Origin of the sequence: Actinoplanes sp. NBRC 103695 (assembly GCF_030269485.1) — a bacterium.
Taxonomy (GTDB): domain Bacteria; phylum Actinomycetota; class Actinomycetes; order Mycobacteriales; family Micromonosporaceae; genus Actinoplanes.
Genome location: NZ_BSTL01000013.1, coordinates 15,326 through 40,631, shown reverse-complemented (window position 1 = coordinate 40,631; position 25,306 = coordinate 15,326). Strand labels below are relative to the sequence as shown.

The following is a 25,306-nucleotide window of genomic DNA, read 5'->3' as shown; positions in this document are numbered from 1 at the left end:
TTAGCTGGGGACGGTCCACTTCTGGTTGGCGGCGCCCGTGCAGGACCAGATCTGCAGCTTCGCACCGTTGGCCGTGTTGTTGCCGATCACGTCGAGGCATTTGCCGGCGCCGGCGTTGACCAGGTTGCCGTTGGTGGCCGTCCAGCGCTGGTTGGCGCCGGCGAAGCAGTCCCACAGCTGGACCTGGGCGCCGTCGGCGGTGCCGTTGTCCTTGACGTCCAGGCACTTGCCCAGGGCGCGGACCGTACCGTCCGTACCCAAGGTCCAGGTCTGGTTGGGGCCCGCCGAGCAGGACCACAGCTGGGGCAGGTTGCCGTTCGTGGTCGAGCCGTCGGTCACGTCCAGGCATTTGCCGCCCAGGCCGGAGATCGCGCCGGTGCGGCCGTCCGGCGGCGGGGTGGTGCCGCCGTCGCCGGGCCAGGTGAAGGTGGCCATCGCGCCGCCCGCCAGCTGGTAGCCGAACGACTGGCCGCCGTACGAGACCTGGAAGTTCTGGGTGCCGCCGGTGTTGACGGCGACCAGCGCGATGCTGCCGTCGGGGTTCTTGAAGGCGACGTTCTCGATGCCGCCCTCGCCGAATCCGGTGGAGTCGATCCGCACCGCGCCGGGCTTGACGAACTTGCTCAGGTGGCCGAGCACGTAGTACTCGGCGTTGTAGGTGACGCCGCCGCCGTTGGTGGTGACCACGCCCATGCAGTTGCCGCAGCTGCCGATGACCGGGCCGTGGTTGCCGTCCAGCGCCATGTTCCAGGTGGTGACGGTACGCGCCCAGTTGCGCGTGGTGCCGACCGCGAGGTTGCGGCCCTGCCAGCGCAGCGAGTCCGCGAACGTGTTGCCGGACTCGGTGCCCGAGCACTCGGTGAAGAAGATCTCCTTGCTCGGCTGGGCGTTGCGTACGGTCGACTGCCCGCTCGGGTTCCCGCCGTAGCAGTGCCACGCCGACCCGACGACGTTGCCGCTCGCCTGGTTGTTGACGGTCTGCGGGTACGTCGTGTCGTCCCAGTTGTGGTCGTACCCGAGGATCTTGGTCGTGATCCCGGCGTTGCGGAGCTTGGGGCCGAGGTTGTTGATGATCGACACCTGCTGGGACGCGGGCATCAGCATGCCCGGGTAGCCCGGCGGGGAGAAGTTCGGCTCGTTCTGCACACTCAGGTACGCGACGGGCACGCCCGCCGACTGGTACGCCTGCACCGATCTGACCAGGTAGTCCGCGTACACCGGGATCCGGTCGTTCGCCAGCGAGCCGCCGACCAGGTTGTTGTTGGTCTTCATCCAGGCCGGGGCGCTCCACGGCGTGACCATCACGGACAGCTGCGGGTTCAGGCTCCGTGCCTGCTGGACCAGGGGCAGGATGTACGCCTGGTCGTGCGCGATCGAGAACCGCGACAGGCTGGGGTCGGCCGCGCCGTCGTCGTAGGTGTAGAACGACCGGGAGAAGTCGGTCGCGCCGAGCGGCTGCCGCAGCCAGCTCATCCCGATGCCGCCGGACGGGCTGAACAGCGCGTTCATGATGGTGTTGCGCTGCGGCGAGTTGAAGACGTTCCACGCCGCGGCGTCGGTGAACGAGGCGCCGAAACCGACCATCGACTGGTACGTCGTGTTCGGGTTGACGGTGATCACCGGACCGCTGCCGCCGGAGCCGAAGTTCACGGCGGGCTTCTGGGTGAGCAGGTTGGCTCGATCTCCGGTGGTGAGCCAGACGTTGGCCGAGGTCGCTGCCTCGGCCGGGGACGGGACCGCGAGGAGGCCGGCGGCGAGTAGTGCCGCGGCGAGGATGTGGCGCTTCAAGGGGCACCTCCGTGGGGATGAAACAGCATGTAACAAACGTGTTACGTGATGCCTGTGAACATGAGACATCTGCGCACGTGGATTCGTCAAGGTTCTTAATTAACCTTGTGGAGTATGGTGAGATCGTGAAACAGATCGATGTAACAAATGGCTAGCCGTCGCGCTTCGGTCCGCGACATCGCCGCCGAGACGGGCGTGTCCATCGCCACCGTCTCCCGGGTGATGAACGGCCACCCGAACGTCGCGGACCACACCCGCGACCTGGTCCGCCAGGCGTACGAGCGGCGCGGCACCCAGCTGCCCGGCCCGGCCATCGCCGCGCCCGTCCTGGTCCGCTGTCCGTACGTGCTGACCGACTACTTCGGCGCGATCGTCTCCTCGGTGGCCGAGACGCTGAACCGCGACGACGTGCGCTGCCTGCTGGACGCCGGCGAACTGGCCCAGGAGAAATCGGTGCTGCCCGGCCTGCCGTCCCGCCGCGACGTCTCCGGCGCGCTGCTGATCCTCCCGCCCGAGTCCGGCGACGAGCTGGTCGCGTTGCGCCGCAACGGTTTCCCGTTCGTCGTCGTCGACCCGCGCACCCAGCCGCCACCCGACATCGCCGCGGTCTCGGCCGCGCACACCACCGGCGCCCGCCACCTGACATCGCACCTGACCGAGCTGGGCCACCGCCGGATCGGGGTGATCGGCGGCCCCGACGAGTGGCTGGCCGGCGCCGCCCGCCGCGACGGGCACACCGCCGCCCTGGCCCGGGCCGGCATGATCGCCGACCCCGCCCTGGTCCGCAGCGACCACCCGACCACCGAGGACGGTTACCGGGCGGCGTTGCGCCTGCTCGCCCTGCCGGACCGGCCGACCGCGATGATCGGCTTCAACGACAAGGTCGCGGTCGGCATCATGGAAGCGGCGTGGAGCCTCGGGCTGAGCGTGCCCGGGGACCTGTCGGTGGCGGGCTTCGACGACATCGACCTGAGCCGTGCGGTCCGGCCGGCGCTGACCACGGTCCGTCAGCCGCTCTCCGAGATGGGCCGCATCGCGGTGGACATCCTCATGCGCCTGATCGCCGGCCACGAGGTCCACGCCCTGCACATCGAGCTCGCGGTCGAGCTCGTCGTGCGCGACTCGACCGCCCCGCCCCGCGCCTAAGTCCTGTCTCGTGGATCACCCAGGGCTGCGGAGGGGTCCAGAGCGCGCCTGACAGCGCCCGAAAACCACCCAAATACAACACCGGTATTCGGGCGGTTTTCGGTCGTTGTCAGCCACCCTCTGGACCCCGCCTCGCACTTGGGTGATCCACGAGACAGGACTTAGGGGGCGCGGCCGCCGACGACCCCGTTGCCCATGCTCGGGCGCGAAGTTCAGGAGTCGCCGCGGGCATTCCTTCGCGGCGCGATGAAGACGGCCCAGGCGACAATGCCCAGACTCGCACCCAGACCCGAACCTAGCGCGACACCGATACCGACGTTGTCAAAGAAGACCCCGACGACGACGCCGGCAAGAGAGCCGAATGCGATCCAGATCCCGAGATTTTCCCAGATCCCGAGACCTGCGGCGGGCTGGGGCGTGTTGTTGCTCGTCATTGCGGCTCTCCCAAGGACGCGGGCGGACAGGGCTGACAATCTGGCGGCCCATCACGGCGGATGACTGCGTTCGCGTGGTCCGGGGCGGCCGAGTGCCCGCCGCGCCTACGCCGTGGCACGGCGGATGAGCAGGTATCCGCCGGCCGCGAACGCGGCGGCCACCAGGACCGGCCAGCCGGCGAGCAGCGCAGTGGGGGACTGGTCGAGCAACCAGCGGCCGATCACGTGCCATTGCCGGGTCCACGTGATCAGCGCGGCGGCCAGCCCGAGCGCTGTGAAGGCCAGGGTGAGGCCGGCGAAGACGCCGGTGGTGCCCCAGCGCAGGTGCACCGTGGCGAACAGGATCCCGAGGTGGATCACGACCAGCATGGGTACCGCGTACCCGAGCAGGAGCAGCACCGGGTTGGCGTCATCCATGAACGGCAGGCCGAAGTAGCGCATCCCCACCCCCCAGTAGCCGGTGGCCTGTTCCACGGCGCGCAGCAGGCAGAGCACCAGCGCGTAGACCACCGACTGGACGACCGCGAGCAGCGACCAGACCAGGTAGAACTCCCGGCGGGTCACGCTCATGCCCAGCGCGTACGGGAAGATCTGGGTGACCGAGACGGTGGCCATCCCGATCGCGACGCCGTACACGCTGGCCAGGCCGCCGGTGGTCGTCACGCCGTCGCCCGGGTCGTGGTTCGCGATGACGCTCAACAGGTTGATGCCGAACGCGACGGCCGTCATGCTCCACGTCCAGCCCGCGATGTACGACCAGGCCGGCATCTGGAGGTGGGCCACCTGACGGAGGCGGTTCATCGGGCGACCTCCCGGTCCGCCGGCGCCGTTGTCGTCGGCGGTGCGGTCAGGCGGACCACGAGTTGCTGCAACGACAGCGGCTCCAGCTCGACGTTCAGAGCCTGCGCGAGCGTCCTCGCGTGCGGTCCGAGCCCATCGAGGATGGTCGACCGGACCAGGCCGCTCATCCGCTCGCGGTGCAGCTCGGTGCGTCCGGTGGCGAACCCGTCCACCGCCTCCGCCCGTCCGGTGGCCGTCACCGCCCGCCCGCGCAGGTCGTCGGCGTCGTCATCGAGCAGCAGCCGGCCGCGGTCGAGGAGCAGCACCCGCTCGATCAGATCGCTCACCTCGTCGATGAGGTGAGTGGACAGGACCACGGTGCGGGGATGTTCGGCGTAGTCGGCGAGCAGGCGGTCGTAGAAAAGTTGCCGGGCGGCGGGGTCGAGCCCGAGGTACGGCTCGTCGAAGAACGTCAGGGGCGCCCGCGCGGCCAGCCCGACGGTCACGCCGAGGGCCGACAGCATGCCCCGCGAGAGCCTGCGGACCAGTCGCCCGGCCGGTAGCTGGAAGTCCGCGGCGAGGCCGTGCGCGAACGTGTCGTCCCAGTTCGCAAACAGCCGGCGTGCGGTGTGAAAGACGTGGCGCACGGTGTAGAAGTGGGGGTAGCGCTGACTCTCCCGGACGAAACAGACCTTCGACAGGACGGCCGGGTTCTCCACCGGTGGCGCGTCGAAGACCGACACGTTCCCCGACGATGCGAACGCCTGTCCGGTGAGGATCTGCATCAGGGTGGTCTTGCCCGCCCCGTTGCGCCCGAGCAGGCCGTAGATGGTGTGCTCGGCCAGCGCGAAGCTCACGTCGTCGAGCGCCGTGACGTCACCAAACCGCTTGGTCACCCCGTGTGCGGTTACCACAGCCGTCATCTGAGGTCCCTCCCGACAACCGCATCGAATGAATCGATCATCTTCATCAGCTCGTCGTGGCCGATGCCGAGCTTGCGCGCCTCGGCGAGCAGGGGTTCCACGTACTGTTCGGTGAACCGTTCCCGCCGCCGTTCGCGCAGCCTGGCCCGGGCGCCACCGGCGACGAACATGCCGATGCCGCGTCGCTTGTAGAGCGTTCCCTCCGACACGAGCTGGTTGACGCCCTTGGCCGCGGTGGCCGGGTTGATCCGGTGAAAGGCGGCGAGCTCGTTGGTGGACGGGACCTGAGCCTCCTCCACCAGCGACCCGTCGATGATCGAGTTCTCGATCAACTCAGCGATCTGAAGGAAGATCGGTCGGTCGTCGTCCATCGTTGGCTTAGCCGCCCAACTGGTTAGCTACATGTGTGACTAACCATGCAACCGCGAGTCCCGGCTGTCAAGGCAGGCCGTGCGCAACGGCATGCGCGAGGAGTAGGTCGTGTCTAGGGGATCAGCCACGCCGTAGCGCCGGCCGGCCCGGGACGCGACCTGGCCGCGGTCACCAGACGCGCGGCTCGGCGGCGCCCGCGCTCAAGTCGCCGGTCGTCACCTCGCGGGTCTCCGGGTCGATGCTGAACGGCATGAGCACCAGGAGCGCCGCGCCCTCGCGGTGTTCGAGCTCGACGCGCACCGCGTCACCCTCCGGGATGGTCACGGTGGCGACGATCGCCATCGCGCGCCAGTCCTCGGACTGGGCCCGTGCCCTGTCGTAGAGCATGGCGAGCACCTCGTCGGACGCCGGGCGGTCGCCGAGGTCCGGGTCGGTGGCCACCAGCGCGGTCTGACCGTCCGTGGTGACGCCCGCGCCGTACGGGAAGAACTCGCCGTACTTGACCAGGGTCTGCTCGGCGAGCGTCAGGGCCGCGTTGAGCAGCGAGTCCAGGTCGTTCTGGGCTTCTTCGGAGATGGTCTCTCGCCAGGACGTCATGGGCTCAGCATCGCACGCGGGTCACGCGCCGAAGTGGGCGGCCGTGCGGGCTGGAGCGACCACCGCGGGGGAGGGGAGTGGCGGCCGTGCGGGGGCGGTGTCAGGGGCGGAGCGGCGGCCGTGCGGCCGACGATCACTGGCCGAACTGGGCGGCCATGCGGCGGCGGAACGGTGGGACGGCGCTGATCGTGCGCAAGGTCGTGCGGAAGGCGGTGCGGGCGAGGCGGCTGGTCGAGGCGCCCTGGCGGGCGTTGCGCAGCGATAGGCGTACCGCGGCGAAGCCGTAGTTGATCATCTCTTGCTCGTAGTCGTGCAGGGCCGGCAGCAAATCGGCCCGGCCCGCGGTGACCTCGGTCAGCTTGCGGCGCAGCAGGTCAGCGTCGCGCAGAGCCGTGTTGGCGCCCACGCCCGCCATCGGGGTCATGTTGTGGATCGCGTCGCCGAGCAGCGTCACCCGGCTCGTCGGCCACGGCTTGACCGGGGTGGCGCTCCTGATCCGGAGGGCGTTGACCGAGGACGGGTCGGAGCCCGCGACCAGGTCACGCAGCGGGGGCGCCCAGCCGGTCGTGCGCTCCAGGACGAGGGCGCGGAGGTCGGCGTCGTCCAGAGGCGGCAGCGCGGCCGCCTGCTCGGAATATCCCCAGAGGATGTACGGGTCCTCGCCGCGCCAGATGGCCGTGAAGAGCGAGCCTCGGCGCGCCGGGACGACCAGGTTGACGTCGTCGGTCAGGACGCGGGGGAGGGCGGCGCCGTCGAGGCGGTGCTTGCCGGCGATCGCGACGATGCCGGTGTCGGCGCGCCGGGCGTGCGGCAGCAGCTGGGCGCGGACCCGGGAGTTCGCGCCGTCCGCGCCGATCAGGACGTCGGCGGTGTCGGTGCTGCCGTCGGCGAAGTGTGCGACCACCTCGGCGCCGCGGTTCTCGTACCGCACGAACTCCCGGCCGTGGCGGACCACCGGGTCGAGTCCGGACAGCAGCACCTCGCGCAGCTTGATGCGGCTGACCCCGTGGTGCTCGCCGGTGATCTCGGCGGCGTCGAAGCGCAGCAGGTCGTCGAGGTGCTCGGTGGTGAAGCCGAACCCGGCGTCGTCGGGTGAGACGGTGCCCAGGAACGCCGTCCAGTTGCCGGGCGGCAGGCAGTCTCGCAGCGCCCGGCCGCCGTGCGGGTTGATGTGGATGCGGTAGCCCTGCAGCCAGTCGGTGCGGGCCTCGGTGCGCTCGTGCACGGTCACCGTGACGCCGGCCCGGCGGAGCCCGTGCGCCAGGCAGAGCCCGCCGATGCCGCCGCCGATGATCATGATCCGGAGGTTCCCCATGGATCGAGTCTCATGCGAACGAGTGTCTTTGTCAATCGTTCAGTTGATTATTGCAGGTGCTACGGTGATCCGCATGCCGAGGCGTTCACCCAGCGGTGACCAGCGCAAACGTGACCCGGAGCGGACCAAGGAGCGGATCCTCGACGCCGCCCTGATCGAGTTCAGCGAGCACGGTTTCGCCGGCGCCCGCACCGGGGCGATCGCCGCCCGGGCGGGCGTCAACCAGCAGCTGATCTCGTACTACTTCGACGGCAAGGACGGCCTCTACCGGGCGTTGCAGCGCACCTGGGAGACGACCGGCGGCGCCCCGCGGCCGGACCTGCCGATGGCCGAGATCGTCACCGGCTTCCTGCCCGCCGACGAGTCCCAGCGCGCGTGGGCGCGCCTGCTTGCGTGGGAGGGTCTGGCCGCCGGTGAGCCGGACGACGCAGAGACCGGCGACTACTTCGCCGCGATGGTCGACGACGTGCGCCGGCGACAGCAGGCGGGTGAGCTTGCCGAGGATCTGGACCCCGCGTACGTCGGGGTGATGCTCTTCGCGGCGACCCTCGCGCCGTCCGTGCTGCCCCAGATCGTCCGCCGGATGACCGGCCTGCCCGCAGGCTCGCCGGAGTTCCTCGAGAAGTACGCCGACCAGCTGCGTGCCGTGATGGCCCGGCTCACCGATCGGGACTGACCGCACCGAACCAGCGGCCCGCGGCCCGCTCGAACGCCTCGCTGTCCGGGCCGGGATCACCCGCCCAGGCGACGATGCCGTCCGGGCGGACGAGCACGGCGCCCGTTCCGAGGTCGTCGAGCGCCGGCCCGGCCACGTACCGGATCCGGTCCTCCCAGCCCCTCGCCGGCCGGTGCAGACGCCGGTCGGCGCTGAAGTCGAGAACGACACCCCGCCCGTCGCGCAGCAGGTCGCCGAGGGGGGTGCCGTCCTCGAGACGGAACTCCGGGGCGTTCCGGCCGGCCAGCGGATGCCCGTCGCCGAGGTCGTAGCGGATCGACGACCCGGACGTCCGCTCGTACACATAGGTCGTGCCGTCCCGGGTGCCGAGCAGGTCACGGACCAGTCCCTGCCGCGTGCTCCTCCTCCCCGGCCCGCACCACCACGTGGCCGGCCTCCTGCGTGAGGGCGGAGACCGGGACGCCGCGCCGGACCCGCACGCCGAGCTTCGACGCCCGCTCGGCAAGCAGCGTCCCGACCTCTTCCAGGCTGGTCAGCACGCCTTCCATGGCCGGGCTGGGCAGCCGGAACCGCAGCGCGCCGAGGCGTACGGGCGGCATGTCGAGTCGGCCGCCCTGCTCGGCGCCGCTTCCCGGCTGCGCGGCGCCCCCGACCGCACCGATCAGCAGGTCGTCGAGCTCACCCGGCGAGACCGGGCCGCTCTGGGCGACGAGGCTTCGCCGCGGCGTACGCAGAGGGTGAGGAGCTGGACGGAAGAACGGCCGTGACCGAAGTGGGGCGGGCGGTCACTCAGCCAGCGGGAGGCCGGCCGAGGTGAAGGCGCGGCCGTCGTCGGTGACCACGGCCGACTCGTAGCCGTCGGTCACCCGCTCGGCCAGCCAGCCGATGCCCTGCTCGCCCATGGCCAGCGCGGCCGTGGCGTAGGCGTCGGCCACCGCCAGGTCGGGACCGGTCACCGTCACCGAGCGCAGGCCGGTCGCGGGCGCGCCGGTCCGCGGGTTCCAGACGTGGGCGCCGCGCTCGTAGACGCCGGACGTCGCCACCGCGCCGTCGGTGATCGAGAGGACCCAGCAGAGCTGGCCGGCCTCCCACGGGTGGCGGATGCCGACCCGCCACGGGCCGCCGACCGCGCGGATGTCGCCGCCCGCGTTGATGAAGTGGCGGGTCGAGCCGGCCTCGACGAGACGGCGGGACGCCACCTCGACCGACCAGCCCTTCACGTAGCCGGAGGGGTCGAGCGGGCCCGCCGCGTACGCGTCGAAGTAACCGCCCGTGAACTTCCACAGGTCGGCACAGGCGTCCAGCACGTGCCGGAGATCATCGGAGATGTCCGAAAGCGCCAGCGAGCGGCGCTGGAAGCGGTTGACCTCGCTGTCCTCCTTGTACGTGGAGAACCGGGCGTCCACCTCGTGCAGCCACGCGACCACGCCGGGGATCAGGTCGGAGGCGGCCTCGATGCTCACGGCCGTACCCATGACCTGCTCGACGTGGCGCACGGAGAGTGAGCCTACTTCGCGGCCTTGTCCAGTGCCGCCTGCAGACCCTTCACGTACGCCTCGCTGGTCAGCGTCGCCCCGGACACCGCGTCCACGTCGGCACTCTGTGCCTTCAGCGTGGAGGCCTTCAGCGACTCGATGGCCGGCGGGTTGATCGTGCCGCTGTCGTTCGCGGTGGGGTAGCCGGCCTGCACGGAGGCGATCTTGCCGCCGGTGACCTTCAGCGACAGCGAGATCGTGCCGTAGACGTACTTGGCGTCGGCCTTGTAGGTCCCGTTCTTGAACTTGCCCTCGTCCTCTTTCTCTTCGGCCGGAGCTTTCTCGGCCGGGGCTTTGCTCGCCGGCTTCGAGGCAGCGCCGGCCTCGCCGCCGGCAGGCTGTTCGTTGGCGGCGGGCGCGGGTGCGGCGGCAGGGACCTCGGGCGCGGTCACACTCAGCCGGACCCCCACGATGAGGGCGGCGCCGGTCAGTGTGCCTACGGCCGCTGCGGTGCTACGTCGCATCAGAAAACTCCGTCAGAATTCGAAGGGGTCGAGGTGCATCTGGCTGTCCGGCACTTCGAGCTCGCGTAACGTCGCGACGGCCGCGCCCACCAGCCCGGGCGGGCCGCAGAGGTAGATGTCGCGGCGGTTCACGTCGGGGACGAGGCCGAGCATCCCGTTCGGGGTGAACAGGCGGCTCGGGCCGGGGTCGTTGCGGGAGCCGACGATGTAGCGGACCCACGCGTCGCGGCGCTCGGCGAGGTCCTCCAGTTCGGCCCGGAAGACCAGCTCCTCGGGGCGGCTGGCCCGGTAGATCACGATGGTGTCCGCCGGCATGTCCTCCAGCAGCGCCCGGATCGGGGCGATGCCGCTACCGCCGGCGATGAGAAGAGCACGGCGACGGGTACGCCGTTCGGCGGTGAACGTGCCGAAGGGGCCTTCCGCCCAGATCGGCGTGCCCGGCTGCATCTCCGCCAGCTTCGCGGTGTGGCCGCCGACCGCGGTGACGGTCAGCCGCAGCCACTCGGCGTTGGGCGCGGCGGACAGCGAGAACGGGTGCGACTGCCACCAGCCGTTCGCGGTCAGGAAGCGCCACCGCATGAACTGGCCGGCCTGTGCGGGCAGCTTGTCGAGGCGGTTGCCGTCGATGTAGATCGAGAACGTGTTCTGGCCCTCGGCGACCACCTCGGCCACCTCGAAGCGGTGCCGCACGTTCAGCCACACCGGCTCGATCAGGCGGCCCCACGCCAGCGCGGCGATGACCAGGGCGGCAAGACCCGGCCAGAAGATCTTCGCGTACGGGCCGCCGAGGTTGGCGCCGGTCGCGATCTGGTGGCCGTAGCCGAGCAGCAGGACCGCGTACCCGGCCAGGTGGATGAGGTGCCACAGCTCGTACGGCATCCGGGTCCGCAGTGCCCGGATCGAGATCAGGCTGATGAACACGAGCAGGCCGGTCGCGATCAGCGCGCTCATCATGTCGGGGAGCGAGGTGATGATCGTGATGCCCTGCTCGACCACCGGGGTCTCCGCGGTCAGGGCGTACCCGTAGATGATGAACACCGCGTGGGCAAGGACCGTGACCACCAGTGACGTGCCCAGCCACCGGTGCCATTTCAGCAGGTCACGGGATCCGACCCACTCCTCGAGCCAGGACACCCGGCTCATCATCAGCAGCTGGATGAACAGCACGTAGCCCGCGATCAGCCCGAGGATCCGGCCGACCGCCAGCATCAGCGTGGCCAGGTCGTTGACCGTGCCCGCCTCGGTCTCGAAGAGCCACAACGAGACGCTGGCGCCCAGGCCACCGAAGAACAGCAGGACGGTGAGCAGCCGGTTCCCGCTGGTCGCCTCGGCGGGCGGACGGTCGTCGACGGGCGGCAACGACTGCGCCTGCCAGCCGCTCGGATCGGTCTGCGACTCGAGGACGATGTCGCTGCGCTGGTATGCCTCGTCGTTCCACCACTCCAGCGGCTCTTCCCGCTGCCGGTAACGAGGGTCCTCGAAGGTCTGGAACTGCTGGTCAGCGGTGTCGTTGTAGGCCCGCGCCATTCGTCCTCACCCTCAGCATCTGGTCTCGGGTGCCGCACACCCCCCGGTGTCCGGCCGTCTGCAGGTTGTACGCACCGCCGGACGGGATGGCTCAAACATCCGGGCAGAAAGTTCCCTGGGGTAGCGTCTCGTCGTGCTCAAGGTGGTGGGGATCGGTGCAGGTGGATGGTCGGATCTTTCGGGTACGGCCACAGCTGCGCTGAGGTCCGCCTCGGTGGTGATGGGGAGCCGCCGCCAGCTGGATCTGCTGCCTCCCGACGTCACGGCCGAGCGGGTGCCGTGGCCGTCGCCACTGGTGCCGGCCCTGCCCGGGCTGCTCGCCGCCTATCGGGACCGCGAGGTCGCCGTGCTGGCCAGCGGTGACCCGATGTTCCACGGGATCGGCTCCACGCTCGCCCGGCTGCGAGATCTCGGAGTGGTGGGCCCCGGCGCTGCCGGAGCCTCGGACGTCGATTTCGAGGTCATCCCGCATCCGTCGTCGGTGTCGCTGGCCGCCGCCCGGCTGGGGTGGCCGCTTGCCGAGGTGGACGTCGTGAGCCTGGTCAACGCGCCGGTGTCATCCCTGCGGCTCAATCCCGGGCGGCGGTTGCTGATCCTGTCGGCCGGGGCGCGGACGCCGGCGGAAGTGGCGGCCCTGCTCGACGAGCGGGGCTTCGGCGGCTCGGACATTTCGGTCTTATCTGATCTGGGTGGCGTGGGGGAGCGCGTCGGCGGCGATCCGTCGGCACTGAACATCGTGGCCGTCACGTGTCGTGGGCCGGCGACCTCGATAGTGCCGGGATTGACGGATGATTCGTACATATCGGATGGCCAGCTGACCAAGCGTGAGGTCCGCGCCGTCACCCTCGCCACGCTCGGTCCCGCCCCCGGCGAACTGCTCTGGGACGTCGGCGCAGGCTCCGGCAGCATCGCGATCGAGTGGATGCGCGCCCACCCCGCCTGCCGCGCCGTCGCCGTCGAGGCCGACCCCGCGCGAGCCGCGACGATCGAGACCAACGCGGCGCGGCTCGGCGTTCCCGGTCTCACGATCGTCACGGGTACGGCGCCCGCTGCTCTGACCAGCCTCCCGGCCCCGGACGTCGTCTTCATCGGCGGTGGCGTCACCACGGACGGGCTGGTCGAGGCGTGCCTGGCCGCCCTGCCCGCCGGCGGCCGCCTGGTCGCCAACGCGGTCACCCTCGAATCCGAGGCGGTGCTGACCGGCTGGCACGGCAAGCTCGGCGGCGAGCTCACCCGGGTCGCCGTGCAGCGGTCCAAGCCGGTCGGCGGCTTCACCGGCTGGCACACGATGATGCCGGTCACGATCTACGCGGTGGTCAAGCCATGAGTGTTCACTTCATCGGGGCGGGCCCCGGAGCCGAAGACCTGATCACGGTACGCGGCCAGCGCCTGCTCGCCTCCTCACCCGTCTGCCTGTACGCCGGCAGCCTCGTCCCGCCCGGCCTGCTCGCGTACTGCCCGCCGGACGCCAAACTGGTCGACACCTGGCCGCTCGATCTGGACCAGATCGTCGCCGAGATGGTCGCCGCGCACGCCGCCGGCCAGGACGTGGCCCGCCTCTGCTCCGGCGACCCGTCGGTGTTCAGCGCCGTCGCCGAGCAGATGCGCCGCCTCGACGCGGCCGGCGTCCCCTACGACGTGGTCCCCGGCGTCCCGGCCTTCGCCGCGGCGGCAGCCTCCCTGGCCAGGGAGTTCACCGTGCCCGGCGTGGCGCAGACCGTGATCCTGACCCGCACCGCCGAACGGGCCACCGCGATGCCGCCCGGCGAGGACCTGGCCACCCTGAGCGCGAGCCGCGCCACGATGGTCCTGCACCTGGCCATGCAGCGCATCGACGCGGTGGTGGCCGAGCTGCTGCCGCATTACGGCCCGGACTGCCCGGTGGCGATCGTGGCCCGAGCCAGCCGCGACGACGAGGTGATCCTGCGCGGCGCCCTGTCCGACATCGCCGCGAAGGTCCACGAATCCGGCATCAGGCGCACGGCGGTGATCGTGGTGGGCGCGGCGCTCACGGCCGCCCAGTTCCCCGACAGCCACCTCTACTCCACGAGCCGCCCCCGGTGACGCCTCCACCAGCGCCGCCGCCGGTGACGCCGCCTCCACCAGCGATGCTTCCTCGGGGTAAGCAGAGCAAAGCGCCGCTCAAGGTGTTGATCCTCGGCGGCACGACCGAAGGGCGGCTGCTGGCCGCGGCCTGCGCCGAACTGCCGGACGTCGTCACGGTCAGCTCGCTCGCCGGGCGCACCAACGATCCGATCATCCCGGCCGGTGAGCTGCGGATCGGCGGCTTCGGCGGCGTCGAGGGTTTGGTGGCCTACCTGCGCGCGGAACGGATCGACGCGATCGTCGACGCCACGCACACCTTCGCGCGGCGGATGACCGGCAACGCCTGTGCCGCGGCCGGGCTCACGGGCGTACCCCTGCTGATCCTGCGTCGGCCGGGCTGGACCGAAACCGCCGGCGACGCGTGGCACCGCGTCCCGGACCTGGACGCCGCCGCGGAGCTGCTGCCTCGGCTGGGGCGGCGCGTCTTCCTGACGACGGGCCGGCAGGAGATCGGGGCGTTCGCGGCGCTGGACGAGCTGTGGTTCCTGGCCCGGTCGGTCGAGCCGCCGGAGCCGCCGATGCCGCGCCGGCTGGAGGTGCTGCTGGACCGCGGCCCGTTCACCGTGGCAGGGGAGCGGGAGCTGCTCGCCGCGCACCGCATCGACGTGCTGGTCAGCAAGGACAGCGGTGGCGCCGCCGCCAAACTGACCGCCGCCCGCGAGCTGGGTGTGCCGGTCGTGCTGATCGACCGGCCCGAGCCGCCACCCGCGCCGATGGTCGCCACGGTGCCCGACGCGGTCGCCTGGCTGATTGCGCGGACTTGGGGTACGGCGTCATGATTTGTCGATGACTTCCGCAACGACATCGCTCGATGTCCGCGTGACCGGCCGCCGAGTGGTGGCGACGATCATCGACGGCTTCGTCTTCGGGGCTGTCAACAGTGCGCTCGGCTGGGCCACCGGGGCGAAGTCGGCCTCGTCCAACTTCGAGCTCACCACGCTGCCGACGGACGGCAGCCTGTGGTTGCTGGCGTTCGTCCTGGTCTACTACGTGGTGCTCGAGGGCTTCACCGGCCGCACGGTGGGCAAGCTGATCACCGGCATCCGGGTGGTCGACGACCGGACCGGTCACGCCCCCGGGCTGGTCTCGGGCATCGTCCGGACGCTGCTGCGGCTCGTCGACGGCCTCTTCGGCTACATCCTCGGCCTGATCATCGTGGTCAACTCGGACCGGCGCCGCCGCCTCGGCGACATGGCCGCGAAGACCCTGGTCGTCCGCGCCCGCTGACCGAGTGGCCCGGCTCAGCCTGTGGTTACGGGCAGGGAGCGGAGGCTGCGGCTCGACTCGTCCGGCAGCCAGTCCAGTTGATCGAGCGGCACCGCGGGACCGAGCCGCCGGAACCGGCTCATCAGTGCGCCGATCGCCACCTGGGCGGTCACCCGGGCCGGCGCCGCGACCGCGCAGGGGCGCCGACCGTACCCGAAACCCAGGTGAGGGGCGTCGTCCCGGAGCAGGTCCAGCCGGCCCGGCTCGGGAAAGCGGCGCCGGTCCCGGTTGGCCGCGGCCAGGCCGGCGACCACGATGTCACCCTTCGCGATCACCGTGCCGCCGACGGTCAGCTCTTCGGTGGCCCGGCCGGGCGCCGAGCGCGTGAGCGGCCCGTCGAAGCGGACCAGTTCCTCGACCGCGGCCGGCAGCAGCGCGGGCCGGGCACGCAGCGCCGCCCGCTGCGGCGGATGGCGGAACAACGTCACCATCCCGGTCCCGATCACGTCGGCCACCGGACGGGATCTCCCGGGATCCCCGGCCAGCTCGGTGATCACCGCCGCCGCCAGGGGCAGCGCGAAGTCCTCGATGAGGTCACCGCCGTCGCCGAACCCGTCCAGCAGCCCGGCCGTGATCTCCGCGATCCGCGGGCGCAGCTCCTCGGCCCGCTCCGGACGGAACTCCGGCGGCACCGGATCGTCGTCGAACAGCCGCTTGTCGGCGAGCGCCGCGCGGGCCTCCGCATAGCGGGTGACCAGCCAATAGTCCGGTTCGTCGGTCCGTCGCACGAGGTGCATGGCGGCGCCGTCCCGCAGCCGGGCATAGTGCGGGTGCGGATCGGCGATCGACTCTGACGTGTTCACGGCCCGCGAACTTTAGCTCAGTTCGTCCGTACATGTAGGACAGTGTTGCGGCGGTTTGCCCTCCGAACCTGCCTTGACCAGCGCGGCAATGATGCGTAGATGACCGGCTTTCGGTCGCGTCGCAGGAACCTCGCGATCGCGGTCAGATCGCGTCCGCTGCGGGCACGGGAGCGGGGGCGAGCACGATGTCGAAGCGGACCCGGGACCACGCGGCGCCGCCCACGTCGCGGCCGTCCGGCGCCGGCGTCCCGGCGGACTGTGCCTCGAATCGTTTGACGAGCGAATCGCGTACGCCGAAGACGCTGTCGCTCGTCAGGAGCGCGTCGCCCTCGACGAAGATGTGCGTGACCAGCGTGCGGAATCCCTCGGCACGCACCAGGAAGTGCAGGTGCGAGGCGCGCATCGGCGAGCGGCCGGTCGCCTCGAGCAGGCGTCCCACCGGGCCGTCATGCGGGATCGGGTACGGCGTCGGCGTGATCGCCCAGAAGCGGTAGCCGCCGTCGTCGCCGGAGAACAGGTGACCACGCGCCGCCACCCGCGCGTCGGTGTACTGCACGTCGTAGAAGCCCTCGTCGTCGGCCTCCCACACCTCGATCCGCGCGTGCGGGACCGGACTGCCACCGGTGTCGCGGACCGTGCCCTCGACCCAGCAGGGTTCGCCGGGCGCGCCGTGAGCGATGTCGCCGCCCTGCTCGACCTCCGGTGAACCCTCGACGAAGAACGGGCCGACGACCGTCGCCTCGGTCGCGTCGGCGTACGCCTCGTTGTTGACCGTGATGGTCTGCATGGAGAGGCCGAGCACGTCAGAGAGCAGGATGAACTCCTGCCGCCGCTCGTCGGTGAGGTGCCCGGTGGCGGTGAGGAACTCGATCGCCCGCCGCCACTCCGTCTCGGTCAGCCGGGTCTCGCGGACGAACGCATGCAGGTGCGTCGTGAGCGCCCGCATCAGCTCGCGCAGCCGCGGGTCGGGCGTGCCGCCGAAGGACGCCAGGACGCGCTCGACCAGTTGCGCCTCTCGGTCCTGCTGTTCGGTGCTCATCGCGGATCCCCTCCGGACCAGGCGTTTCGGAGCAATGCGGTGAGGCGCGCGCCGTCGACCGGCGCCGGGTTCTTCTCGGGTACGGCGGCCAGCACGGCATCGACCGCAGCGGGCAGATCCGCCTCGCGCAGTCCGAGCTCCCGCAGCGATCGCGGCGCGTCGAGCCGGTTCTTGAGTCGCAGCAAGCCCTCCACGGCCGTCGGCGCCTCGAACGCGGTGGCCAGCGCCGGCGCCGCGAACTCGTTGAGCGCCGTCACATACGGCAGGACGATCGCGTGCGTGGCGGCGTGCGGCAAGGCGAACATCCCTCCCAGGACGTGGCAGATCTTGTGGTGCAGGCCGGATCCGGCCGACGCGAAGGCGACCGCCGCCAGATACGCGCCGTACAGGACGTTCTCGCGTCCCTCCACATCGGACGGCGCGTCGAACACCCGTGGCAGTCCCACGTTCAACGCCCGGACGCCCTCCAGCGCGAAGGCACGGTTGATCGGGTCGGCGCGCGGCGCCCACAGGGAGTCGACGCAGTGCGCGAGCGCGTTCAGGCCCGAGGCGACACTCAGCGGGACCGGCAGCGAGAGTGTCAGGCTCGCGTCGTACACGATCGCCCGTGGCAGCACGCGCGGATCGGTGCCGGTGGTCTTGCGACCGCCCTCGGTCAGGCCCCACACCGCGGTCGCCTCCGAGCCCGCATAGGTCGTCGGCACCGCGATGATCGGCAGGCCGGTGGTCAGCGCGACGGCCTTGGCCAGGCCGGTGGTGGATCCGCCGCCGACGGCGACGAGGATGTCGACCCCCTGCTCGATCGCCGCGACACGGGCGCGGCCGGCGACCTCGACGGGTACGTGCATGACGACCTCGGTATGGCGGACGGCGCCCGCGAGCTCGATCGACGTGCCGGTCGAGATCAGCATCGGCCGCGTCGCCCCGAGCCGCTCCACCTCGGCCGACACGTGGTCGGCGGCGGCGTACGCGTCGAAGATGACCCGCTGCGGAAGTGACTCGTGAGTGAACTTCAACTCCGGCGTCCCGGAATCGTCAGCAGCGCCGAGCGCAACGCGGCCGGCGGATCGGCCGGCGGGTCCGCGGGCAGGCGTGTCGCACGCCAGCCGATGTGCTTGTCCGGCCGCACCAGCACCACGCCGTCCTCCTCGACCTCACGCGCCCGCGTCCAGTCGTAGTGGAGATCCGTGACAGCACGGCCGGGCCCGATCACCACGGCCTCCAACGGTACGCCCGGCGCCGGTCGCGTGCTGCCGTCCGGCACGATCGCCGCCGCCGCGTAGAACTGGCCCATGTCCACGCCGTGCGCGTTGAACTCGTAGTACAAGAACTGGACGAACTCCCGGCTCGATCTGTTCGCCGTACGCTCTCAGTCCCGTTCGAAGGGGTACTGCTCACCCGCCTCGACCGCGACCGGCAGGCGGTTCTCCGGCGGTGGCAGCGGGCACGTGGCGAACTCGGTGTACGCGCACGGCAGGTTGGTGGCCCGGTTGAAGTCGAGGACGACGGTGCCGTACGGGCCCGGCGTGACGGTAACCGAGCGGTTCGCGGCATAGGTGGTCACGCCGGACGTCTCGTCGGTGAACAACGCCAGGTACGACCCCTCGGTCCGGCCGTTGAAGACCGTCAGCGGACTTCGCCTCAGACGAGGCCGCCCATCTGGGGGTCGGTGATGCTGTCGCGGCCGTTCTCCAGGTGGCCGGCGAACTGCTGGGTGTGGCCGCCGTCGAACTTCACCGTCAGGTCGTGCCAGCCGTGGGTGCGCTGGACATTCCATGACCTGGTGACCGAGCGGCCCGCCGGGATCGCCACGGGAGTGCGTTGGCCGGTGTAGCGGTCGGTCACGGTGAGCGTGGCGCGGCGCGTACCCCGGTTGTCGAAGGTCAGGGACACCCGCGAGGCCCGTGCCTCCACGCCCAGCTCGACCCGGACTGCCGGCGCCTTGGACGCGAGCCGGATCGCGCGGAAGAAACCGTTGGGGCCGTGTACCTCGATGTCGTCGCTGGTCCACGTGCCGGAGAGGCGCTTGCTCGGGGACACCGTGTAGGTGCGCGGGTCCGAACCGGTCGCGCGCACCTGGAAGACCGCGGTCTGGCGGCCGGTATTACCGAACTGGATCGTCACGGACGCGTTCGTTGCGGCCCCGTTCGTCACGGACCCGTTCGTTGGGAACCCGTTCGTGACGGACGTGTTCGATGCGGACGTGTTCGTGGGGAGTCCGTTCGTGACGAACGCGTTCGCGTGCAGCTCGTAGGGGAGGGCGCGGGCCGGGCGGACGCCCCGCTCCTGGCGCGGCAGTCGCTGGTCCTCGGGCGGGACCGGCACCTCGTCCGGCTTGCGGACCAGGTCGTCCGGCTTGAAGGCGTCGGTGCCGGGCAGGTGGATCGGGCGCGGGCGGTTGGGCGTACGGAAATCGAAGGCCCCGGTGAGATCGCCCGTGACCGCGCGCCGCCACGCCGTGATGTTGGTTTCGACCAGGTCGGGGCGGCGGTCGGCGAAGCGGGCCTCGAGGAAGCGGATCAGCGACGTGTGGTCGAACAGCTGCGAGTTGACCCAGCCACCGCGTGTCCACGGCGACACGACGATCATCGGGACGCGCATGCCCAGGCCGTAAGGTCCGGCCGGATAGCGCGCGCTGCCGGGGAAGATCTCATGGGTCACGGGTACGGTCGACAGCCCCTGCTCGGGAGTCTGCGGCGGCATCGGCGGCACCAGGTGGTCGAAGAAGCCGCCCTCCTCGTCGTACGTGACGAACAGCGCCATCTTCGACCACACCTCGGGATGCTCAGCGAGGATGTCGATGACCTGCGAGACGTACCAGGAGCCGTAGGACGGTTCCCAGTTCGGGTGCTCGGTGTACGCCTCCGGCGCCACGAGGTAGCTGACGCTGGGCAGCCGGTCGCCGGCCACGTCGGCCCGGAACTGTTCCAGCAGCAGGTCGGGCGACCGGCCGTGCGCGTCGACGTTGGTGCCCGACTTGGCCTTGTCGGCGAGCGGCTCGCCCGGCCGCGCGTTCTGGTACTGGTGGAAGTAGAGCAGCGCGTTGTCGCCGTAGTTGCCGATGTACGGATCCGAGGTCCAGCCCCACGACCCGGCCGCGTCCAGGCCGTTGCCGATGTCCTGGTAGACCTTCCAGGAGATGCCCGCCCGCTCCAGGCGCTCCGGGTACGTCGACCAGTCGTATCCCGCCTCGGCGTTGTCCACGACCGGCCCGCCGCCGCGGCCGTCGTTGCCGACCCAGCCGCTCCACATGTGGTACCGGTTCGGATCGGTCGGACCGAGCAGCGAGCACCGGTAGTTGTCGCAGACCGTGAAGGCGTCCGCCAGCGCGTACTGGTAGGCCAGGTCGTCGCGGGTGTGGTAGGTCATCGCGGTGACGCCCTTGGCGGGCACCCAGCCGTCGTGGTGTCCCTTGTTGACCGCGGCGTGCCCGTCGGACCAGCCGTGCGGCGGGTCGGGCAGGTAGGTCTGGCCGAGGTCACGCACCGGCGGGCGGAACGGCAACAGGTCCCGGCCGCCGGGGCCGTTCGGCTGGTGCCACACCGACTTGCCCGAGGGCAGGCGTACGGGGTGCGGGTCGGCGAATCCGCGGACGCCCCGCAGCGCGCCGAAGTAGTGGTCGAAGGACCGATTCTCCTGCATCAGGATGATGACGTGTTCGACGTCGGCGATCGTCCCGGTCCGGTCGTGCGCCGGGATCGCCAGCGCCTTGCCGAGGTCCAGCGGCAGGGCCGCCGCCCCCGCGATCTTCAGGAAGTTCCGGCGATCGAGAGCAGCCATGTTTCGGAAGCTATCGATGCGATGTGGACCCTAGGTGTCCAGTACGTAGAGGGCGAACGGCTCTCCTCCGACCAGGATGTCCTTCGTGTACGCGAACCCGAGCCGCTCCATCACCGCACGTGAGCGCAGGTTGCCCACCTCGGTGAACGAGACGACCTCCCGGGCACCGAGCTCGCCGAACGCCAGGTCACAGCCGGCCCGCCCGATCTCGGTGGCGTACCCCCGCCCGTGGAAACGCCCGCGCAACGCCCAGCCGACCTCGAGCCGCTCACGCCCGTCGACGGTGGCCCGGGACAGCCCGCCCCGGCCGACGCACTCGCCGCTCGCCCGCTCGTAGGCCATCCACTTGTGCACACCGTCCCGCCGCCAGCCCCCGGCGATCCGCGCGGCCTCCGCGGCGGACGCCTCGCGGGTCCACTCGCCGTACCACTCGGCGACCGCCGGGTCGGTGAGCACGGTGTGCAGGTCATCGGCGTGCCGAGGCTCGATCGGCTCCAGGCGTAACCGCTCGGTGAACGTCAGCGCCGGCATCGCGGGGCGCAGTGCGAGAGGACCCGCTTCCACGCCGGCACGAGCAGGTCGTGACCCCCGCCGGGCTGCATCTCCAGACGCGCGTCCGGCAGAGCGCGCTGCCACCAGGTGCCGTGCCGTGATCCGGTCAGCGGATCCTTGTCGCCGAAGATCAGGAGCGTCTTGGCCGGGACGCCCGGCGCCGGCCGGTCGTCGCCGGGGATCGGGGTCGCGATCAGCGCCACCCGGTCCACCACCTCGGCGTTGCGAGCGGCGAAGTCCAGCGCGGCCAGTCCAGCGTTCGACCAGCCCACGACCGCCACCGGCCCGTCGTCCGGCGGCGCGGACCCGGCGTCGTCCGCGGCCAGCAACGTGACACCCCGCGCCCAGGTCAGCTCCGGTCCGGGATCCGTGTCCGCGCCGAAGAGCACGATCGTCCGGTCCAGAACCCCGTCCACCAGCACCCGCATCGCCGCACCCTAAGCCGTCTCCCGCGCTCCGCGCAGCCCTGGGCGAAGGACGAGCCGCGGCCCAGCTTCTCGCCGGGACTGGCGTGGCCCAGCTTCTCGCCGGGACCAGCTCGGCCTAGCTTCTCGCCGGGACTCGCGTCGTCCTGCCGGTCCGGCGGAGGGCGGTGGCGCCCGCGGCAGCGGTGAGGACGGCGACGGCCAGCAGGAAGGCTCGATCGGCCGGGGTTTCGGCGTTGCCGGCCAGGCCGAACAGGGTGTGGCCGACAACCGCGCCGACGCAGGCGGCGAAGAGGTGCCGCGGCGTCCAATCCGGCGCGGCCGACCATCGGCGCAGGGTGAGGAGCGTCGCGGCCACGACGACGGCGGCGCCGGCCATCGGCAGCAGGGACCAGGCGCCATGCGTGAAGAGCGGTTGGCGGGCGCCGGCGAAGGGCCAGACGAGCGCGAGGAAACCGAATGAGGCGACCGCGGCGGCACCAGCCACGGTCGGCACGCGCGGGGCAGTGGCCCCGATCCGCGGGCGCGGGGAAGCGGCCCCGATCGGCAGGCGCGGGGGAGCGGCGGGCCGGGCGTCGTCGGATTCGGGCTCGGCGGCGCGGGCCGGGCCGACGCGGATCCGGAGCGCGAGCACGGTGACGGCGGCGGCCGCGGCGGCGATGAGCAGCACCGCGAGCAGGGGCATCGTGTAGCCGGGGTCCTCCGACGCGGGCACCACGAGCCGGATCAGCGCGGCGCCGAGCAGGGCGACCACGCCGGTCGCGATCAGGCCGCCGCGGCGCAGGTACGGGCGGGTGCCGTGGGCGGCGAAGAGGAACTCGACCACGACGACGGGCACCGTGATGCTGAAGACGGCGTGGTAGACGAGGTTCAGCTCGGTGTAGGCGGTGTTCAGGCCGAACAGGCTCGGCGCCCAGCCGGCCGCGCCGTACAGATGCGGGCTGGTCAGGCTCTGCAGGGCGAGCCCCTCCTCGACCAGCCCGTAGGCGACGCCCAGAAGCAGCAGGTTGGCGAGGCCGCCGCCGGTGCGCCGGACCACCTCGCGGATGAACAGCGCGCCGCCGCCGTAGATCGGCAGGAAGAACAGCACCACCCACGCCTGCCCGAGCGGGATGTTGCCCAGGCTGACCTCCGCGACGAACGGCGCGACCACGACCAGGAGAAGTGCGGCGCGGCGGTTGCGCGGGCGGGGGTCGGGCTCGACAGCAAAGGCGACGCGTACGACCCGACGGTTGACCGCCACGATCAAGGCGGCGAGGACCGCCAGCTGGACGCCCTGCACCACCCGCAGCCACGGCGGGTACTCGGCCGTCGCCAGCACCCAGCCGACCGCGACGAGACCGGCCACCGAGACGATGCGGACCCGCCGGAACGCCCGCGCGGCGCCGGCCAGCAGCTGCCGGACGACCCAGATGTAGAGGACCGCGACGACGGCGACCGGGATCGGGCGGGTCCACAGTGTCATGGCCAGCGTGTGCGGGTCAGCGTCCGGGCGGCGGGCCTGCTGATAGGCCAGCACGTCGTGCCGGAAGAGCAGCGTGAGCAGGGCGAAGACGACGCTGACCGCGAGGCTGGCGATCAGCAGGGCGACGACGAGGCGGATCGCGCCGCGCTGCGAGGAGGTCATACTCCGACGCTAGGAAGGCGGCGGGCTCGGGGCGTCCGGCAGAGGAATGATCCCTGGTCTACGACTTCAGGATGAGGGCCGGGGGCGGACCAGACCAAGGTCGTACGCGAGCACCACGGCCTGGACCCGGTCCCGGACGCCGAGCTTGCGCAGAATGGCCGAGACGTGGGTCTTGACCGTCGCCTCGGTGACGACCAGACCGGCGGAGATCTCGGCGTTCGAAGCGCCGCGGGCCAGCCGGGTGAGGACCTCGCGTTCGCGGTCGGTGAGCCGGTCGAGAACAGCCGACGACGCCGGCGGGGTCACGTCGGTGGCCACGAAGCGGTCCAGCAGGCGGCGGGTCGCGGTCGGAGCGAGCAGGGCGTCGCCGCGCGCCACCACCCGGATCGCCTCGACCAGGTCGGCCGGGCGGACATCCTTGAGCAGGAAGCCGCTGGCGCCCGCCCGCAGTGCCGCGTACAGCGGTTCCTCCAGGTCGTACGTCGTCAGGATGATCACCCGGGGCGGGTCCGCGGTGGCGGTCAGCCGGGCGGTCGCGGAGAGGCCGTCGGCGCCGGGCATCCGCACGTCCATCAGCACCACGTCCGGGCTGGTCTGCGCGGCCAGCCGGACCGCCTGGTCGCCGTCGCCCGCCTCGCCGACCACGGTGAGGTCGTCCCGCGCCTCCAGGATCATCCGAAAGCCGGACCGGACGAGCGCCTGATCGTCAGCGATGAGCACCCTGATCGTCACGCCGGCTCCCTCGGCACGCCGGCTCCCTGATCGTCACGTCGCTTGCTCGTCACGCCGGCTCCCTGATCGTCACGACGGCTCCCGGGCCGGCAGCCGGGCCTCGACCTCGAAGCCGCCGCCCGGTGCCGGCTCGGCGCGCAGCGTGCCGCCGAGCAGATCGGCGCGTTCCCGCATGCCGAGCAGGCCGTGCCCGTGCCGGTTCACCGGTCCGCCGCCCGGGCCGTCGTCGCTGACCAGCACAAACACCTCCGTCCCGCGAATCCGGATCAAGATCTCCGCGTGCGACGCCCGCGCGTGACGCAAGATGTTCGTCAGGGCTTCCTGGATGATTCGGTACGCCCCCAGCTGCACGCCCGGTGCCACCTCCTCGAAGCCGTCGCCCTCGCACCGCACGGTCACCGGCAGCCCCGAGTCCCGCATCGTCCCGGCGAGCCGCTCCACATCGGACAAAGTCGGCTGTGGCCCGGGCAGCCCGTAATCGTTCGGCGGCCCCGCATCCCCGCCCGCATCCCGGCCCCTGCCCGTGCCCGCATCCCGGCTCCTGCCCGCACCCCGGCCCTTGCTCGTGCCCGCATCCCGGCCCGCATCCCGGCCCCTGCCCGCATTCCGGCCCCTGCTCGTGCGCTTCGGGCCGCGGCCGTCGACCGCTTTCCCCCGGTCGTCGAACGCGTTCCCCGGGCCGCGGCCGTCGACCGCGTGGTCCGGGTGCGGGTCGTCGTCCGCGCGGACGGTGCGCAGGAAGAACCGCAGCTCGGCCAACGCCTCCCGGCCCGCCCGCTCGGCCCGCCGCAGCCCCTCGCGCGCCTGGGCCGGGTTGATCTCGAACACGTCGTCGGCGGCCGCCGCCTGCACCACCATGACCGACACCGTATGCGACAGCACGTCGTGCAGCTCGCGGGCGATCCGGGCGCGTTCCTCCAGCACGGCCTGGCGCCGTTCGGCCTGCCGTCGCGCGCCGCGGGCTCGGGCCCACGCACCCCAGCTCCAGGCCAGCAGGGCCGCGCCCAGCCAGAGCGCGGCCAGATCCCAGCGGCCCCGTGCGACAGCCGGCCCGCACACCGCGAGCACCGCGACCGCCAGCATCCACCAGGTCTCCGCGGCCGGCCGCATCCACGCGTAGGTGCACAACACGACGAACGCGAGACCGGGACCGAACGCCGGGAACAACACCTGGAGCGCGGCACTGACGACCAGCACGCCGAGGGTCGCCGGGGCGGGCCGGTCACCGAGCCACCAGAAGGCCGCGGCCTGCACCGCGACCAGCAGCCCGGCGACCACGCGTGCCGGGCCGGCGCTCAGAACGGCCGGTCCGAGCACCAGAACCGACGCCGACACCAGCACGGACGCCACAGCGAACAGCACCCGCAGCCGCTGCGGGAACCGCGCCGTGTAGCCGTCACCCATGTCGCCCAACGCTAC

The 25,306-nt window shown here is 71.5% G+C and carries 29 protein-coding genes; 7 read left to right on the top strand and 22 right to left on the bottom strand.

All coding sequences use genetic code 11. The features are described from left to right. Positions 1–1,788 (bottom strand): ricin-type beta-trefoil lectin domain protein, encoded by a 1,788-nt coding sequence (locus QSK31_RS23685; RefSeq protein ID WP_285686487.1) that lies wholly within the window; start codon positions 1,786–1,788, stop codon positions 1–3. A gap of 147 nt (positions 1,789–1,935) precedes the next feature. Between QSK31_RS23685 and QSK31_RS23680 the strand changes: the two genes are divergently transcribed. Continuing rightward, positions 1,936–2,934 carry a LacI family DNA-binding transcriptional regulator gene (locus QSK31_RS23680; RefSeq protein ID WP_285686486.1) on the top strand — a complete coding sequence of 333 codons (999 nt, stop codon included), beginning with the start codon at positions 1,936–1,938 and terminating at the stop codon, positions 2,932–2,934. A gap of 212 nt (positions 2,935–3,146) precedes the next feature. On the opposite strand, the gene QSK31_RS23675 is transcribed toward QSK31_RS23680, so the two are convergent. From QSK31_RS23675 to QSK31_RS23650, 6 genes are all read right to left on the bottom strand, one after another. Beyond that, positions 3,147–3,368, bottom strand: coding sequence for a hypothetical protein (locus QSK31_RS23675; RefSeq protein ID WP_285686485.1), 222 nt, complete (start codon positions 3,366–3,368; stop codon positions 3,147–3,149). Positions 3,369–3,473: 105 nt separating this feature from the next. Beyond that, entirely contained in the window at positions 3,474–4,169 is a 696-nt protein-coding gene (locus tag QSK31_RS23670) for an ABC transporter permease (RefSeq protein WP_285686484.1), read from the bottom strand. Continuing rightward, on the bottom strand, positions 4,166–5,071 hold the full coding sequence (locus QSK31_RS23665) for an AAA family ATPase (protein ID WP_285686483.1): 906 nt from the start codon (positions 5,069–5,071) through the stop codon (positions 4,166–4,168). The genes QSK31_RS23670 and QSK31_RS23665 overlap by 4 nt, the downstream gene beginning before the upstream one ends. Beyond that, positions 5,068–5,442: a GntR family transcriptional regulator gene (locus QSK31_RS23660; protein WP_285686482.1), complete on the bottom strand. Its 375-nt coding sequence runs from the start codon at positions 5,440–5,442 to the stop codon at positions 5,068–5,070. Before QSK31_RS23660 ends, QSK31_RS23665 begins: the two co-directional genes overlap by 4 nt. 169 nt (positions 5,443–5,611) lie before the next feature. Further along, entirely contained in the window at positions 5,612–6,040 is a 429-nt protein-coding gene (locus QSK31_RS23655) for a hypothetical protein (RefSeq protein ID WP_285686481.1), read from the bottom strand. Positions 6,041–6,173: 133 nt separating this feature from the next. After that, positions 6,174–7,355 (bottom strand): FAD-dependent oxidoreductase, encoded by a 1,182-nt coding sequence (locus QSK31_RS23650; RefSeq protein ID WP_285686480.1) that lies wholly within the window; start codon positions 7,353–7,355, stop codon positions 6,174–6,176. A 73-nt stretch (positions 7,356–7,428) separates the two neighbouring features. Between QSK31_RS23650 and QSK31_RS23645 the strand changes: the two genes are divergently transcribed. After that, positions 7,429–8,031: a TetR/AcrR family transcriptional regulator gene (locus QSK31_RS23645; RefSeq protein WP_285686479.1), complete on the top strand. Its 603-nt coding sequence runs from the start codon at positions 7,429–7,431 to the stop codon at positions 8,029–8,031. Here QSK31_RS23645 and QSK31_RS23640 read toward each other — a convergent pair. Next, the gene (locus QSK31_RS23640) at positions 8,015–8,374 is read right to left on the bottom strand and encodes an aromatic-ring hydroxylase C-terminal domain-containing protein (protein WP_285686478.1); all 360 of its coding nucleotides are present in this window, start codon (positions 8,372–8,374) and stop codon (positions 8,015–8,017) included. The two genes, QSK31_RS23645 and QSK31_RS23640, sit on opposite strands and share 17 nt — an antisense overlap. 52 nt (positions 8,375–8,426) lie before the next feature. Here QSK31_RS23640 and QSK31_RS23635 point away from each other — a divergent pair, with 52 nt between their 5' ends. Continuing rightward, a complete protein-coding gene (locus QSK31_RS23635) occupies positions 8,427–8,798 on the top strand; it encodes a hypothetical protein (protein ID WP_285686477.1) in 372 nt (123 codons plus the stop codon). Positions 8,799–8,816: 18 nt separating this feature from the next. Here the strand turns inward: QSK31_RS23635 and QSK31_RS23630 are convergent, their stop codons facing one another. From QSK31_RS23630 to QSK31_RS23620, 3 genes are read right to left on the bottom strand one after another with little or no spacing between them, the layout of a single operon-like run. Beyond that, positions 8,817–9,506: an FAD:protein FMN transferase gene (locus QSK31_RS23630; RefSeq protein ID WP_285686732.1), complete on the bottom strand. Its 690-nt coding sequence runs from the start codon at positions 9,504–9,506 to the stop codon at positions 8,817–8,819. A 32-nt stretch (positions 9,507–9,538) separates the two neighbouring features. After that, the gene (locus QSK31_RS23625) at positions 9,539–10,030 is read right to left on the bottom strand and encodes an FMN-binding protein (RefSeq protein ID WP_285686476.1); all 492 of its coding nucleotides are present in this window, start codon (positions 10,028–10,030) and stop codon (positions 9,539–9,541) included. Positions 10,031–10,042: 12 nt separating this feature from the next. Further along, on the bottom strand, positions 10,043–11,557 hold the full coding sequence (locus QSK31_RS23620; protein ID WP_285686475.1) for a ferredoxin reductase family protein: 1,515 nt from the start codon (positions 11,555–11,557) through the stop codon (positions 10,043–10,045). 133 nt (positions 11,558–11,690) lie between these two features. Between QSK31_RS23620 and cbiE the strand changes: the two genes are divergently transcribed. The 4 genes from cbiE to QSK31_RS23600 are packed head-to-tail and all read left to right on the top strand — an operon-like array spanning position 11,691 to position 14,890. Then, positions 11,691–12,884: a precorrin-6y C5,15-methyltransferase (decarboxylating) subunit CbiE gene (gene cbiE / locus QSK31_RS23615; protein ID WP_285686474.1), complete on the top strand. Its 1,194-nt coding sequence runs from the start codon at positions 11,691–11,693 to the stop codon at positions 12,882–12,884. After that, the gene (cobM, locus tag QSK31_RS23610) at positions 12,881–13,621 is read left to right on the top strand and encodes a precorrin-4 C(11)-methyltransferase (protein WP_285686473.1); all 741 of its coding nucleotides are present in this window, start codon (positions 12,881–12,883) and stop codon (positions 13,619–13,621) included. Before cbiE ends, cobM begins: the two co-directional genes overlap by 4 nt. A 44-nt stretch (positions 13,622–13,665) precedes the next feature. Continuing rightward, the gene (locus tag QSK31_RS23605) at positions 13,666–14,442 is read left to right on the top strand and encodes a cobalt-precorrin-6A reductase (RefSeq protein WP_285686472.1); all 777 of its coding nucleotides are present in this window, start codon (positions 13,666–13,668) and stop codon (positions 14,440–14,442) included. Positions 14,443–14,449: 7 nt separating this feature from the next. Continuing rightward, positions 14,450–14,890 (top strand): RDD family protein, encoded by a 441-nt coding sequence (locus QSK31_RS23600; RefSeq protein WP_285686471.1) that lies wholly within the window; start codon positions 14,450–14,452, stop codon positions 14,888–14,890. A 14-nt stretch (positions 14,891–14,904) separates the two neighbouring features. On the opposite strand, the gene QSK31_RS23595 is transcribed toward QSK31_RS23600, so the two are convergent. From QSK31_RS23595 to QSK31_RS23545, 11 genes are all read right to left on the bottom strand, one after another. Beyond that, positions 14,905–15,732 (bottom strand): cytochrome P450, encoded by an 828-nt coding sequence (locus tag QSK31_RS23595; protein ID WP_285686470.1) that lies wholly within the window; start codon positions 15,730–15,732, stop codon positions 14,905–14,907. A 142-nt stretch (positions 15,733–15,874) separates the two neighbouring features. Continuing rightward, on the bottom strand, positions 15,875–16,771 hold the full coding sequence (locus QSK31_RS23590; RefSeq protein WP_285686469.1) for a hydroxyquinol 1,2-dioxygenase: 897 nt from the start codon (positions 16,769–16,771) through the stop codon (positions 15,875–15,877). Beyond that, positions 16,768–17,787 carry a maleylacetate reductase gene (locus QSK31_RS23585; RefSeq protein ID WP_285686468.1) on the bottom strand — a complete coding sequence of 340 codons (1,020 nt, stop codon included), beginning with the start codon at positions 17,785–17,787 and terminating at the stop codon, positions 16,768–16,770. Before QSK31_RS23585 ends, QSK31_RS23590 begins: the two co-directional genes overlap by 4 nt. Next, complete coding sequence (locus QSK31_RS23580; protein ID WP_285686467.1) at positions 17,784–18,098, bottom strand: aromatic-ring hydroxylase C-terminal domain-containing protein; 315 nt, start codon at positions 18,096–18,098, stop codon at positions 17,784–17,786. Before QSK31_RS23580 ends, QSK31_RS23585 begins: the two co-directional genes overlap by 4 nt. Before the next feature lie 42 nt (positions 18,099–18,140). Continuing rightward, complete coding sequence (locus QSK31_RS23575; protein WP_285686731.1) at positions 18,141–18,401, bottom strand: DUF1684 domain-containing protein; 261 nt, start codon at positions 18,399–18,401, stop codon at positions 18,141–18,143. An 11-nt stretch (positions 18,402–18,412) separates the two neighbouring features. Further along, the gene (locus QSK31_RS23570; RefSeq protein WP_285686466.1) at positions 18,413–20,551 is read right to left on the bottom strand and encodes a phosphocholine-specific phospholipase C; all 2,139 of its coding nucleotides are present in this window, start codon (positions 20,549–20,551) and stop codon (positions 18,413–18,415) included. A 30-nt stretch (positions 20,552–20,581) separates the two neighbouring features. Continuing rightward, the gene (locus QSK31_RS23565) at positions 20,582–21,115 is read right to left on the bottom strand and encodes a GNAT family N-acetyltransferase (RefSeq protein ID WP_285686465.1); all 534 of its coding nucleotides are present in this window, start codon (positions 21,113–21,115) and stop codon (positions 20,582–20,584) included. Then, positions 21,070–21,531, bottom strand: a complete 462-nt coding sequence (locus tag QSK31_RS23560) for an alpha/beta fold hydrolase (RefSeq protein ID WP_285686464.1) — start codon at positions 21,529–21,531, stop codon at positions 21,070–21,072. Before QSK31_RS23560 ends, QSK31_RS23565 begins: the two co-directional genes overlap by 46 nt. Positions 21,532–21,646: 115 nt before the next feature. After that, complete coding sequence (locus QSK31_RS23555; protein WP_285686463.1) at positions 21,647–23,155, bottom strand: AF_0692 family protein; 1,509 nt, start codon at positions 23,153–23,155, stop codon at positions 21,647–21,649. A 66-nt stretch (positions 23,156–23,221) separates the two neighbouring features. Continuing rightward, entirely contained in the window at positions 23,222–23,887 is a 666-nt protein-coding gene (locus tag QSK31_RS23550) for a response regulator (protein ID WP_285686462.1), read from the bottom strand. A 69-nt stretch (positions 23,888–23,956) separates the two neighbouring features. Then, positions 23,957–25,291, bottom strand: a complete 1,335-nt coding sequence (locus QSK31_RS23545; protein WP_285686461.1) for a histidine kinase — start codon at positions 25,289–25,291, stop codon at positions 23,957–23,959. Positions 25,292–25,306: the final 15 nt, after the last annotated feature.

Bases quoted from the DNA above. Each gene is read 5' to 3' on its own strand.
- QSK31_RS23680 (WP_285686486.1), top strand. From the start codon at position 1,936: ATGGCTAGCCGTCGCGCTTCGGTCCGCGACATCGCCGCCGAGACGGGC.
- QSK31_RS23675 (WP_285686485.1), bottom strand. From the start codon at position 3,368: ATGACGAGCAACAACACGCCCCAGCCCGCCGCAGGTCTCGGGATCTGG.
- QSK31_RS23670 (WP_285686484.1), bottom strand. From the start codon at position 4,169: ATGAACCGCCTCCGTCAGGTGGCCCACCTCCAGATGCCGGCCTGGTCG.
- QSK31_RS23665 (WP_285686483.1), bottom strand. From the start codon at position 5,071: ATGACGGCTGTGGTAACCGCACACGGGGTGACCAAGCGGTTTGGTGAC.
- QSK31_RS23660 (WP_285686482.1), bottom strand. From the start codon at position 5,442: ATGGACGACGACCGACCGATCTTCCTTCAGATCGCTGAGTTGATCGAG.
- QSK31_RS23655 (WP_285686481.1), bottom strand. From the start codon at position 6,040: ATGACGTCCTGGCGAGAGACCATCTCCGAAGAAGCCCAGAACGACCTG.
- QSK31_RS23650 (WP_285686480.1), bottom strand. From the start codon at position 7,355: ATGGGGAACCTCCGGATCATGATCATCGGCGGCGGCATCGGCGGGCTC.
- QSK31_RS23645 (WP_285686479.1), top strand. From the start codon at position 7,429: ATGCCGAGGCGTTCACCCAGCGGTGACCAGCGCAAACGTGACCCGGAG.
- QSK31_RS23630 (WP_285686732.1), bottom strand. From the start codon at position 9,506: ATGGGTACGGCCGTGAGCATCGAGGCCGCCTCCGACCTGATCCCCGGC.
- QSK31_RS23625 (WP_285686476.1), bottom strand. From the start codon at position 10,030: ATGCGACGTAGCACCGCAGCGGCCGTAGGCACACTGACCGGCGCCGCC.
- QSK31_RS23620 (WP_285686475.1), bottom strand. From the start codon at position 11,557: ATGGCGCGGGCCTACAACGACACCGCTGACCAGCAGTTCCAGACCTTC.
- cobM (WP_285686473.1), top strand. From the start codon at position 12,881: ATGAGTGTTCACTTCATCGGGGCGGGCCCCGGAGCCGAAGACCTGATC.
- QSK31_RS23605 (WP_285686472.1), top strand. From the start codon at position 13,666: ATGCTTCCTCGGGGTAAGCAGAGCAAAGCGCCGCTCAAGGTGTTGATC.
- QSK31_RS23600 (WP_285686471.1), top strand. From the start codon at position 14,450: ATGACTTCCGCAACGACATCGCTCGATGTCCGCGTGACCGGCCGCCGA.
- QSK31_RS23590 (WP_285686469.1), bottom strand. From the start codon at position 16,771: ATGAGCACCGAACAGCAGGACCGAGAGGCGCAACTGGTCGAGCGCGTC.
- QSK31_RS23570 (WP_285686466.1), bottom strand. From the start codon at position 20,551: ATGGCTGCTCTCGATCGCCGGAACTTCCTGAAGATCGCGGGGGCGGCG.
- QSK31_RS23560 (WP_285686464.1), bottom strand. From the start codon at position 21,531: ATGCGGGTGCTGGTGGACGGGGTTCTGGACCGGACGATCGTGCTCTTC.
- QSK31_RS23555 (WP_285686463.1), bottom strand. From the start codon at position 23,155: ATGACCTCCTCGCAGCGCGGCGCGATCCGCCTCGTCGTCGCCCTGCTG.
- QSK31_RS23545 (WP_285686461.1), bottom strand. From the start codon at position 25,291: ATGGGTGACGGCTACACGGCGCGGTTCCCGCAGCGGCTGCGGGTGCTG.